The sequence below is a fragment of the Bacillus sp. FSL L8-0654 genome (assembly GCF_038629965.1).
Classification (GTDB): Bacteria; Bacillota; Bacilli; order Bacillales; family Bacillaceae; genus Bacillus; species Bacillus safensis.
Window position 1 is genome coordinate 430689 of record NZ_CP152026.1, and the last position, 12112, is coordinate 442800.

Genomic DNA, 12112 nt, shown 5'->3' on the forward strand with positions numbered 1-12112 from the left:
TCGTTCCCTCCTTACCTTGCGACATATCGATCAAGTCGTTTTTCAATTTGATGCTGAACGAGCGATAGAATGAAGCAGAATACCCAATAGATGAGGGCTGCTTCCATATAAATAAACAAGATTTGATCCAAGTTCGCCGCAGCAATTTCCTGTGATTTACGGAACATCTCTGCCACGAGAATTTGGGAGGCAAGGGATGTATCCTTCACTAAACTAATAAATGAATTAGAGAGCGGTGGAATCGATACACGCACAGCCTGCGGTAAAATCACGCGGACGAGCGTTTTGCGATGCGTCATTCCGATTGAATAACCAGCTTCCCATTGTCCTTTTGGAACAGACAGGACAGATGCACGGATAATTTCCGACGCATACGCACCTACGTTTAAAGAAAAAGCAATAATGGCACTTGGATATGGATCAAGTGTGATATTAAATGTCGGAAAGAAATAGAAAATAATAAACAATTGCACAAAAAGCGGCGTTCCGCGAACGGCCGACACATAGATGGAGAAAATCCATCTGAGGGCTTTAATCTTAGACATTCTAGCAAGAGCTGTCACAAGCGCGATAAAAATACCAATAATAAAGGCAATGATGGCGAGGGGAATTGTATAATAAATCCCCTGCATCACCATTGGCCAAAAAGATTGCTGAAGAAGATCCCAAGGAATGACGACTCCCAGGATATTATTTTGTAACATCTTCACCAAACCATTTCTTAGAAATCTTAGCAAGTGTACCGTCTTTCTTCATTTCTTTTAATGCGCCATTCACTTTGTCAACGACTTCGCCGCTGCCTTTTCTGAATGCGAAATACGTTTCTTGAGGATCTCCTGTTTCAAATGCAACTTTTAGGTTTTTGTTACCGCTTGTTTTCAAGTAATTCAATACAGCCAATTTGTCATTGAACGTTAGATCAGCACGTCCTTGCTGAATCAATTGAATGGATTGTGCAAGACCTTCAACGCCTTCAATCTTAGCGCCAGCATCTGTTGCTAATTTATTGTAGTTACTTGTTAACGATTGTGCTGCTTTTTTGCCTTTGACATCAGATAGTTTCTTGATGTCGTTGTTATCTGATTTTGTCACAACAATAGCTTGAGATGTCGTGTATTTATCAGAGAAATCATATTGATTTTCACGTCCAGTTTTCCCAACTTGGTTTGCTACCACGTCAAAACGTTTTGCATTCAGTCCAGCAAACATACTGTCCCATTGTGTTTCTTTGAATTCAGGTTTTAAGTCAAGACGTTTTGCTACTTCAGTGATGACTTCTACATCGTAGCCAGTTAATTTATCTGTCTTTTTGTCATGGAAGGTGAAAGGAGCATAAGTTCCCTCTGTTCCGATGGTTAATACACCTTTATCCTGAATGGATTTCCAAAGGTCTCCTGGTTCCTTAGACCCAGATTGTTTATTCGCGTTGTCGCTTGCACCAGATCCACATGCCGTGATCAATGCAACACAAACGCCTAAAATAATGGCAAAGAACATTTTTTTCATTTTATTCCCCACTTTTCTTGTTGGTATTTACAACATATGATCTTACAGAGAAGCAACCTAAAAGTAAAGCATTTGAAACTAGCTTGAGCGAATCTCACCAACTTTATGCCCTCAAACGGTCGAACGGACAAACGATAGAACTATACCCAAGTTAAAAGGTGAATAAAACCAATCACAAGTTCAAGATGATTAAGATGATTTGATTGGAGGAACGTTAGATAAACGATTCGGGTAAAATATGCAATGATCATCCCAACGAAATTTTCCAATCGATTCAATTGACTTCTAAGAAACAAAAGGGAAGTGTGAACATTTGCATACATCGAAACAAAAACCTGTCATGATCTTAATACACGAAATATACGGAATAAATGATCATATGAAGAGTATGATCCATTATTTCGACAAAGCTGGATTTGAGGTTAATTGTCCTCATTTATTGGGACCGGCGAAGCACTTCCCTTATGTCAGTGAAAATGAGGCTTACGACTACTTTATGAATAAAGTTGGTTTTGATAAGCCGGTAAAGAGTGTACTGAATCTGGCAAAAGAGTTAAAGACGAAGAATGCCGCGATAGATATATTTCTGCTAGGTTTTAGTGTGGGGGCAACAATTGCCTGGCGATGCAGCCAAAATGATCAGCTGTTTAGAGGAGTTATTGGATTTTATGGTTCAAGGATCAGAGATGACGTCGATCTTGCGCCCGCCTGCAAAACGCTGTTATTTTTCCCGGAGATCGAAGCATCCTTTCATCCCAGGGAGATTGCGAGTGTTTTGGAGAAAAAGAAAAAGCTTTGCGTGACAATAGTAGAGGGAGAGCATGGATTCGCCAATCCTTATTCTGCGGCTTTTCACGCTGAATCTAAAAATCGCTGCTTTCAGGAAATAGATGAATTTATCAAAGTGTGTTTGCTAAAAGCAGAATGACTTGTGACAAAAGTGATCATAAGAACTGTCTAAAATGAGACTCGAAAAGAATGAAACGAAACCAGTGTGCAACGATAAAGTTTCATGCTGGTTTTTTTGTGCAATATTTTAGATATATGACATCCTATCCACCACATAGTTGTGCGAACATTACTAAAATAAAGACTTTGAGACAGTGACCATAGAAGGAAGCATATTTATTATAAAAGATGTATAATTAGTAGGTTGTTTTGAAAATGGAATGAATCACATGGAGACATGTTTTGATAACAGAGCATCTTAGAAGAAGGAGGGCATCATTGTGGATGTTGGACAAAATCAGCCTGAACAATTGAAAAGGGCGATGACCTCCCGCCATTTATTTATGATTTCACTTGGCGGTGTCATAGGGACAGGCTTTTTCTTAGGAACGGGCTATACGATTGGACAAGCAGGACCGGTCGGAGCCGTTCTTTCATATATTGTGGGCGGATTGATCATGTATTTAACCATGCTGTGTCTTGGGGAGCTGTCTGTTGCACTTCCTGTGTCGGGGTCGTTTCATACGTATGCGACGAAATTTGTCAGCCCGGCAGCGGGTTTTGCTGTCGGCTGGATTTATTGGCTCGGCTGGGCAGCAACGGTTGCCCTTGAGTTCTTATCAGCAGGGCAGCTGATGAGGCGCTGGCTCCCGCAAGTGGATGTGTGGATTTGGTGTCTCGTATTCGGACTCTGTCTTTTCTTATTAAATGCCCGGTCAGCGAAAGCGTTCGGGGAGTCGGAATTTTTCTTTTCTACCATTAAGATTATTGCAATTTTACTCTTTATTGGCGTAGGCGGAGCGGCGATGTTTGGGTTTATTGATACAACGAGCGGTGAACCCGCCCCTTACTTCAGCCATTTTGTGAATGACGGGCTGTTTCCAAATGGCCTGCTTGCTGTTGTGGTTACGATGATCACAGTGAATTTTTCATTTCAAGGAACAGAGCTGATCGGGATTGCGGCAGGAGAAAGTGAAAACCCTGAGAAAACCGTTCCCCGTTCGATCCATCAGACCGTATGGCGTACACTTGTCTTTTTCGTCTTATCTATTTTTGTCTTAGCGGGTATGGTGCCTTGGAAGGAAGCTAGTGTGCTGCAAAGCCCATTTGTTACTGTGTTTGAGAGAACGGGCATTCCTTTTGCGGCAGACATCATGAACTTTGTCATTATCATTGCTTTATTATCTGTTGCGAACTCTGGCTTGTATGCATCAACAAGAATGCTGTATTCCTTATCGAAGGAAGGAATGGCAGGAAAAGCATTTAGACGCGTCAATCAGCGCGGTATTCCGATGAATGCCTTACTGCTCACCTTCCTGTTTACAGGGATTTCGCTGTTATCCGGCTTCTTTGCAGAGAAAACGGTATTTGCCTGGATCGTGTCCATTGCCGGCATGAGTGCCCAGACAGGCTGGATCACGATTACATTATCACAGCTGCTTTTCCGTAGAAAATACTTGAAAGCAGGCGGAAAGCTGGAAAACTTAAAATTTAAAACGCCTCTTTATCCTGTGCTGCCGATCATTGCAATTACACTGAATACCATCGTATTGGTCAGTCTTGCCTTTGATCAAGAGCAGCGCATCGGGCTATATGTCGGCGTACCGCTTATGATCATTGGATATGTTGTCTATCACCGCTATGTGAAAAAGCATCAGGCACAAAGTGAGCCGCTGAAGCTGCAAATCAATGGAGATGACGAGATCCGGTTTTAAACCATCAAAAAGAAGCCAACCCAATCGGGAGGCTTCTTTTTTTGATTCAATGAACGCCTTTCATCGCTTTCTTAATCACTGGTGTAAGTAATAGCATCACAACGCATAAAACGATGGCAAGGAATCCGATGATACCGAAATAGACGGTTTCCGGCACTTTATCAAACAGTTTGACTACTTGCGCATTGATCGCCTGTGCCATCGCATTTGAAAGGAACCAAAGGCTCATCGTTTGCGCTGAGAAGGCAGCAGGGGCCAGCTTTGTTGTCGCTGACAGTCCAACTGGTGATAAGCAGAGCTCCCCGATCACGACGAGGAAGAAGCTCAAAACGAGCCATAATGGGCTCACAAGTGTGTTCGGACCAGACATGTATGCAGGAATGATCATGATGATGAAGGATAATCCTGCAAACAAAAGACCGAGTGAGAACTTAATCGGGGTAGACGGCTGTTTCTTCCCAAGTCTGACCCATAACCAAGCAAACACTGGAGACAGCAGCACAATAAAGATTGGGTTCAATGATTGGAACCATGAAGACGCTAGTGTCATCCCAAGGAAATTCAAGTTTGTTCGTTGATCTGCATATGTCGCTAAAATGTTTGAGCCCTGTTCTTGAATCGCCCAGAACATCACGGCAGCAAGGAACAATGGAATATAAGCGAGAACCCTGGATTGTTCCACTGCGCTCGTCTTTTTACTGAAATACATGATAATGAAATAAACAATTGGAATGAGTACACCAAGGGCACTGACAAACCAAGTGAATAGATTAATTGTGAGTGCGCCTGTTTGAATGCCAATGACAGCAAAAATCGCAAGCAAAATCACAACCAATGAACCGTAAATTTTGAAGTTCTTACGTTCGGCAGCTGATAATGGATTGGTCACATACGTGCCGGCAAGACCAAGGTTCGGTTTTTTTGTGACCACAAATGTAATGAGTCCAACAAGCATCCCAACGGCAGCAAGTGAGAACCCGAGGTGGAAATTCACTTTTTGACCGAGTGTTCCGACAATTAATGGAGAGATAAAGCCACCCATATTGATCCCCATGTAGAAAATACTAAATCCAGAGTCCCTGCGCGGGTCTGTTTTTGTATACAGGTCGCCAACAATGTTTGAAACGTTTGGCTTGAGAAGACCTGTCCCGATAATAATCAGTCCCATACTAATAAAGAGCGCTGTTGCTCCGCTTGGCAAAGCCAAAATCACGTGGCCAAGCATAATGAAAACTCCGCCATAAAAGACCGTACTGGATGATCCAAATACCCGGTCGGCGAGCCATCCGCCAATCACTCCTGACATATAGACAAGCGCACCGTAGACAGACATGATCGAATTGGCTGTCGTCTGATCAAAGCCTAGACCGCCTTTTGTCACCTCTGTGTACATATAATAAATAAGCAGTGCACGCATGCCATAATAGGAGAAACGCTCCCAAAATTCAGTGAAAAACAGTGTGTAAAGTCCTTTAGGATGTCCAAAAAACCCTTTTTGAGGAACACTTTTAACAATTTTATCGTGGTCAATTGTAGACATGGCATAGATCCTTTCTTAAAAAAAGAGATATGAGAAAAATGATATTCTTGTATAGTTCTTGTGTCAATATAAAACTATTCTAAAACAGGAAAATGTTAGTTCAATAGGCGTAAAGACTCAAAAAAATGAAAAATTCATTGAAGTGAAAATTATCGGAAAGTTATTTCGAAAGAATTTATTTAAAATTTGAAGTAATGTACAAGCAAACCTTTGACACATGCATAGGATGACGAGAGAACATGTGTGAAAAGGAGTGATTTAGGTTGGGGGAATTGAATGAAGCTGATCTAAAAAAACCTGTTGTCAATGTACTAGATTTTGGCGTAATTGCTGACGGGAAAACGGATTGCACAGCTAAGCTCAATGAATGTTTAGAGTGGACAAAAGCACAGGGGTATTCCCATGTCTGGCTGCCGAGCGGCACGTATTTAATCGATGCGGTGTACAGAGGTGATTTATTTTTTCCTTTTCGAGGTGCGGGTATACGGGTGCCAAGTCATATATGCATTGAGATGGCGTCAGACGCTGTGATAAAGGTAAAACCAAATGATTCATGGGGGTATGCAGCCTTTTATATAGGAAAGGTTCAGCATGTGACCATCCGAGGCGGGCGTATTGAAGGGGATCGTCATGAGCATGTATACAAGCCGCTCCCCGCTGAACGAAGAACCCATGAATGGGGCTTTGGGATATGTATTGAAGGTGCCTCACATGTGGAGGTGAATCATGTCCAAATAAAAAATTGTACGGGAGACGGCATCATTGTCAGTCCCCATGGTTTATTGACAGAGGGTGAACCTTATTCTCCTGCTGCATCTATTGATATTTCTGGCTGCACCATCACAGATTCGAGACGAAACAATATTTCGATTACAGGCTGTGATGGGGTTATTGTGGAGGATTGTCTCTTGGAAAGAGCAGGAGTAAATGGGGTCGAGCCCAGAATGGGCATTGATATTGAAGGCTATGGAGAAAATGCCGTTAATATGGAGGAGCCTTTGAATATTCAGATTCGCAACAACATCGTCAGAGGAGGTGCTGCAAGCTCCATCTATAACTTTAACGGCTATGGTGTGATCATTGAAGGCAATCATACAGATAGCAGTATCTCCTATGGCTTCTCCACCGAAACGATCATTGCCAACAATTTGATTCGTGCAGTAGGAGGAGGTGTGACAAAAGCAGGGATTACGAGCTTAGGCGTCTCACTTGGCCAAACGGAAAACAATGTAATGATTATTGGCAATATGATTGAGGGGTTTGAAAAAGGAATTGATGTGAGAGGAGACAGCGTTCACATTACAGGCAATAAGATTAGTCTTTTTGAAGATGCGGCTGTGTCCGTTTATATGGCGAATCGTATTCTAATAGAAGGAAACCATATTGAATCAGGAACGAATACCGGAAAAAGAAGCGCCTCGCTGCGTATCTATCAATCGGATAGTGTCGTCTTTTCAAACAATACGGTCTACTCTGTTATCGATGCGGCCGTGGTGAGAGGAACGAATATTCTCATCCAGCACAATCAATTCAAAGAATTCAGCAGAGGAATCTGGGTGCAGGAAGGGGAAGCTGGGCTCAACGGCAACCACTTTATTCAAGAAGGACACCCGGAGCTAGATTCTTCGTATACGATCAGTGTCACTGGAAATGCAAAGGCTTTCATCTGGCAGAATCGCTTTAAGCACTATCAAAACTACGCTGTATACAGCAGCACGACGGGGGCATTGGAAATTAAAGATAATTCCTTTGAAGAAACATCCTTATATGTGGTGATGTATATTAAAAATGGTTCACCACAAATTGGAGATAACCGTTTCTATTTAAATCGATCGATTGGACAGCCGACGGCGATCTTTATTGACCAGGCCGCCTCAGCCCGTGTGCTGCGCAATAACATCATCAATATTTCTCCTCAAAAAGCAATTGCCGTCCGCACCGCCAATTCCACTCATTCTGTCATCGCTCACAACATGCTGGAGCGTAGTCAACTGGTGACACATACCACAGACAGGCTCATCGGAAATATTGAGATTGATACACCGTCATGAGTGTTTGAAATCCCTTATTTTGGAGGTTCAGAAGGCGGTTGACAATCCTGTAAAAAGGGCATATAGTAATAATTATTTTTCATTTTTCGCAACATTTGCCCTTTTTTTTATTAATAAAACCGATTAATTCAATCAGAAAAATGTATCTAAGGACTTCGGTTTGATACATTTAGGATATAGAAAGGATGAAGAACAAGTGTCACAGCCGAAAAGGAAGCTCAAGCTAGGCGTATTCATCGCAGGAACTGGACATCACGTTGCCTCTTGGAGACATCCGAATGCAGTACCAGACGCAGCCATGAATCTAGATTATTTTAAACAATTAGCGAAAAAGGCAGAGGAAGGAAAGCTGGATTTGCTCTTTTTAGCCGACAGTTTATCCATTAATCAAACCTCTCATCCGAACGTATTAACAAGATTTGAACCGCTCACGCTGCTTTCATCTATTGCTGAGTCTACTTCAACCATTGGTTTAGCAGCAACAGCTTCCACTACATACAGTGAGCCTTTCCATATTGCAAGGCAGTTTGCCTCCCTTGATCATTTATCAGGCGGAAGAGCGGCGTGGAATGTGGTCACATCTTCTATTGAAGAAACAGCGAAAAATTTTAGCGGAGAAGAGCATTTAGCACACCATAAACGATATGAGCGGGCAGAAGAGTTCGTCGAGGTCGTCAAAGGTCTCTGGGATTCTTGGGAGGAAGACGCCCTTGTCAGAAACAAGGAAACGGGAGAATTCTTCGAATCTAGTAAGCTTCATGAGCTCCAGCACAAAGGTGAGTTCTTCTCAGTAAGAGGTCCTCTCAACGTATCACGCACGCCGCAAGGGCAGCCCGTGATCATTCAAGCAGGATCTTCTGAAGATGGCCAAAAGCTTGCAGCAAAAACAGCAGAGCTCATTTTCACTGCACAAAACGATCTCGACAAAGCGAAGGAATTTTATCAAAGCTTGAAGGGGAAAGTAGAGGCTGCTGGCCGTGCTAGAGAGGACGTCAGCATCATGCCGGGTATCTTTCCGATCATTGCTGATACAGAGGAAGAAGCCCAAGCGAAATATGAAGAATTACAGGAGCTGATTGTTCCTGAGATTGGACTGAGCATTCTGCAAAATTACTTAGGCGGGATTGATCTGTCTCAGTATCCTTTAGACGGACCGCTTCCAGAGATTGATCCGAGCACGTCAAATGCGGTGAAAAGCCGTTTTGATCTCGTGATGAATATGGCGAGAAAGGATAACCTGACCATTCGCCAGCTCTATCAATCGGTTGCCGGCTCACGCGGTCATAATATTTTCATTGGAACGCCGCAGCAGCTGGCAGACGTGATGGAAACATGGCTTCGTGAAGAAGCAGCAGACGGCTTTAATGTCATGCCGCCGCTCTTGCCAGAAGGGCTGGATGTGTTCGTAGACCGCGTCGTCCCAATCCTTCAGGAACGAGGCTTATTCAAAACCGATTACACAGGACAAACCTTACGAGAAAATCTTGGATTAACAGAGCCAAAAAATCGCTACACGACATAAGGGTGAGGTGACTAACGTTGGGATACACGTTTCGTCTGGCAACAGAGGCAGATATAGAGGCGCTGCTTGAACTGACAACAAGAGCCTACGAGCCAATTCGTGAGCTAGGCATCCAGTTCCAAGCAGCACATGCTGATTTCGCTCTCGTTCAGAAAAATGTACAAAAGAATCTTTGCTATGTGATGGAAGAAAACGGAGAGCTTCTATCCACCTTATCACTCCGTATGCCTTGGGGAGAGCAGCCAGGACCATTCGGCGTCCCTCACATCTGGTGGTTTGCCTCAGAACCAGCCGCCAAAAAAGGCACAGGCTCAGCCTTGCTGGAATGGGTTGAAACCGAAGTGCTAAGGGATACACTGAAGGTGCCGTACGTGTCGCTCGGTACAGCTGATAAGCATCCATGGCTCATAGAGATGTATGAGCGTAAAGGCTATGTCAGAGCAGGAGAAAAAGATTTAGGCAAAGGTCATATCACGGTTTATTTCAAAAAACAATTAAGATCAGATATCACACAACCATAAGACGAAAGAAGGGTTTTCGAACATGAAAAACAAAAAGTGGCTAGTCGTTCTATTTGCAGCAATGCTGGCAGTTTTAGCAGCTTGCGGCGGCAACAATCAGAGTGAAGGCAAAGACGAAAAGGTGTTAAAAGTAGGCGCTACAGGACAAAGCTATCCGTTTGCTTATAAAGACAATGGCAAGCTTGTAGGATTCGATGTTGAAGTAACAGAAGCCATTGCGAAAAAGCTTGGCTACAAACTAGACTGGCAGCTGAGTGAATTCAGCGGACTGATGGGACAGCTGACGTCTGGTAAGCTCGATACAGTGTCAAACCAAGTTGCCATCACAGACGAGCGTAAACAAACATTTAACTTTACAGATACGTACGCTTACGCAGGAACACAAATCATCGTGAAAAAAGACAACAACGACATCAAAGGTCTTGACGATTTAAAAGGAAAAACAGTGGCGGCGGTTCTTGGCTCTAACCATGCTAAAAACTTAGAGAGCAAAGACCCTGACAAGAAAATTAAGATCAAAACATATGAAACGCAAGACGGCGTATTAAATGAAGTGGCAAATGGCCGCGTAGATGCTTATGTCAACGGACGCAGTGTATTACTTGCTCAAATTGAAAAAACAGGTCTGCCGCTGAAAATCGTAGGCAACCCAATTGTGTATGAAGAAGTAGGCTACCCATTTGCGAAAGATAAAAAGCATGACAAACTAAGAGAAGAATTTAACAAAGCCATCAAAGAATTAAGAGAAGACGGGACACTTAAGAAATTGTCTGAGAAATATTTCAAAGACGATGTCACAGTGCCAATTAAAAAATAACGACAGCGGCGGTGAAGAGCAGACATGAACAAAATTGATTGGCAGTATATGGTGACGGTGTTTCCGACATTGCTTCAATACTTGCCGATAACGATCTTCATGGCGATTGTCTCCATGGTATTTGCCATTATCATTGGTGTGGTATTCGCTCTCATTACGAAAAACCGGATACCTGTTTTATACCAATTTGCCAAGCTGTATATTTCTTTCTTCAGAGCGGTTCCAACCTTGGTTCAGCTCTTTCTCATTTATTTTGGTCTCCCGCAGCTATTCCCTGCGATGACCTCAATGGATGCTTTAACAGCGGTCATTATCGGATTAAGTATTAAGAACTCAGCATACTTAGCAGAAATTTTCAGAGCGGCTCTGAACTCAGTGGATGAAGGGCAGCTTGAGGCATGCTTATCTGTCGGTATGACAAGATGGCAGTCTTACGTTAGAATTATTTTCCCGCAGGCCATTAGAAATGCAATTCCAGCGACGGGGAATACCTTTATCGGTCTTTTAAAAGAAACATCTCTTGCCTTTACGATTGGTGTGGCAGAAATGTTTGCACAAGGGAAGATGATTGCATCGGCGAACTATAAATACTTTGAAACCTATTTAGCCGTAGGGATCGTGTATTGGGTGATGACGATCATTTATAGCTTCCTGCAGGACCTGTTTGAACGAAAAATCAGCAAACCTTACCGGAATTAAGGAGGTGTGGACATGATCAAGCTCACCAATTTGAAGAAATCATTCGGCGACCTTGTCGTCTTAGACGGAATCAATCTCGACGTGCAAAAAGGGCAGGTTGTGGCCATTATCGGACCTTCTGGCTCCGGTAAATCCACCTTGCTGCGCTGTTTAAATTTATTAGAAACACCTGATGAAGGCACGATTGAAATTGGCGATGCAAGGCTCGATGCGTCCAAATATTCACGTAAAGAAGCCCATCACCTGCGCCAACAAACGGCCATGGTGTTTCAAAACTATAATTTATTTAAAAACAAGACAGCACTGCAAAACATAACAGAATCACTGCTTGTGACGAAAAAAATGACGAAGCAGCAGGCGAATGAAATCGGTATGAAACTGCTGAAGCAGGTAGGGTTAGAGCAAAAGGCTGACAGCTATCCAGTCACGTTATCTGGAGGGCAGCAGCAGCGGATTGGGATTGCCCGCGCGTTAGCGGTTGATCCACATGCGATTTTGCTGGATGAACCAACGTCAGCGCTTGATCCAGAGCTTGTCTCAGGTGTGCTTCAAGTCATTAAATCCATTGCGATTCAAGAAACAACAATGATTATCGTCACACATGAAATGGCATTTGCAAGAGAAGTGGCAGACCATGTGATTTTCATGGCGGATGGTCATATTATCGAGCAGGGGACGCCAACTGAGCTATTTGATGAAACAAAGAATGAACGAACGAAACGATTTATCCAAAAAGAAGCAGCGGCTGAAGAAGCATAAGCTGCTTTTTATTCTTTAGAGGGGTGAGTGTCTA

General features: G+C 43.1%; 11 protein-coding genes. 8 read left to right on the plus strand and 3 right to left on the minus strand.

All coding sequences use genetic code 11. The features are described from left to right. Nucleotides 1-11: 11 nt before the first annotated feature. Together MHH65_RS02060 and tcyA are read right to left on the minus strand one after the other, a co-directional pair. Nucleotides 12-704 (minus strand): amino acid ABC transporter permease, encoded by a 693-nt coding sequence (locus MHH65_RS02060; RefSeq protein ID WP_024424286.1) that lies wholly within the window; start codon nt 702-704, stop codon nt 12-14. Further along, the gene (gene tcyA, locus MHH65_RS02065) at nt 691-1506 is read right to left on the minus strand and encodes a cystine ABC transporter substrate-binding lipoprotein TcyA (RefSeq protein WP_098677301.1); all 816 of its coding nucleotides are present in this window, start codon (nt 1504-1506) and stop codon (nt 691-693) included. Before tcyA ends, MHH65_RS02060 begins: the two co-directional genes overlap by 14 nt. A 313-nt stretch (nt 1507-1819) precedes the next feature. On the opposite strand from tcyA, the gene MHH65_RS02070 reads away from it, so the two are divergent. Both MHH65_RS02070 and MHH65_RS02075 read left to right on the plus strand, forming a co-directional pair. Beyond that, nucleotides 1820-2434, plus strand: coding sequence for a dienelactone hydrolase family protein (locus tag MHH65_RS02070; protein WP_098677300.1), 615 nt, complete (start codon nt 1820-1822; stop codon nt 2432-2434). A 343-nt stretch (nt 2435-2777) separates the two neighbouring features. Further along, the gene (locus MHH65_RS02075) at nt 2778-4169 is read left to right on the plus strand and encodes an amino acid permease (RefSeq protein ID WP_046314015.1); all 1392 of its coding nucleotides are present in this window, start codon (nt 2778-2780) and stop codon (nt 4167-4169) included. Between the two features lie 46 nt (nt 4170-4215). On the opposite strand, the gene MHH65_RS02080 is transcribed toward MHH65_RS02075, so the two are convergent. Continuing rightward, a complete protein-coding gene (locus MHH65_RS02080) occupies nt 4216-5709 on the minus strand; it encodes a peptide MFS transporter (protein WP_098677299.1) in 1494 nt (497 codons plus the stop codon). A gap of 263 nt (nt 5710-5972) precedes the next feature. Here MHH65_RS02080 and MHH65_RS02085 point away from each other — a divergent pair, with 263 nt between their 5' ends. The 6 genes from MHH65_RS02085 (at nt 5973) to MHH65_RS02110 (ending at nt 12078) form a co-directional block, all read left to right on the plus strand. Then, nucleotides 5973-7760, plus strand: coding sequence for a right-handed parallel beta-helix repeat-containing protein (locus tag MHH65_RS02085; protein ID WP_098677298.1), 1788 nt, complete (start codon nt 5973-5975; stop codon nt 7758-7760). A 196-nt stretch (nt 7761-7956) separates the two neighbouring features. Beyond that, nucleotides 7957-9282, plus strand: a complete 1326-nt coding sequence (locus MHH65_RS02090; protein WP_034283773.1) for an LLM class flavin-dependent oxidoreductase — start codon at nt 7957-7959, stop codon at nt 9280-9282. Nucleotides 9283-9299: 17 nt separating this feature from the next. Continuing rightward, nucleotides 9300-9803, plus strand: coding sequence for a GNAT family N-acetyltransferase (locus MHH65_RS02095; protein WP_024427303.1), 504 nt, complete (start codon nt 9300-9302; stop codon nt 9801-9803). Between the two features lie 22 nt (nt 9804-9825). After that, complete coding sequence (locus MHH65_RS02100) at nt 9826-10620, plus strand: amino acid ABC transporter substrate-binding protein (RefSeq protein WP_024427304.1); 795 nt, start codon at nt 9826-9828, stop codon at nt 10618-10620. Nucleotides 10621-10644: 24 nt separating this feature from the next. Continuing rightward, on the plus strand, nt 10645-11319 hold the full coding sequence (locus tag MHH65_RS02105; RefSeq protein ID WP_024427305.1) for an amino acid ABC transporter permease: 675 nt from the start codon (nt 10645-10647) through the stop codon (nt 11317-11319). Between the two features lie 12 nt (nt 11320-11331). After that, nucleotides 11332-12078, plus strand: a complete 747-nt coding sequence (locus MHH65_RS02110; protein WP_024427306.1) for an amino acid ABC transporter ATP-binding protein — start codon at nt 11332-11334, stop codon at nt 12076-12078. Nucleotides 12079-12112 lie beyond the last annotated feature (34 nt).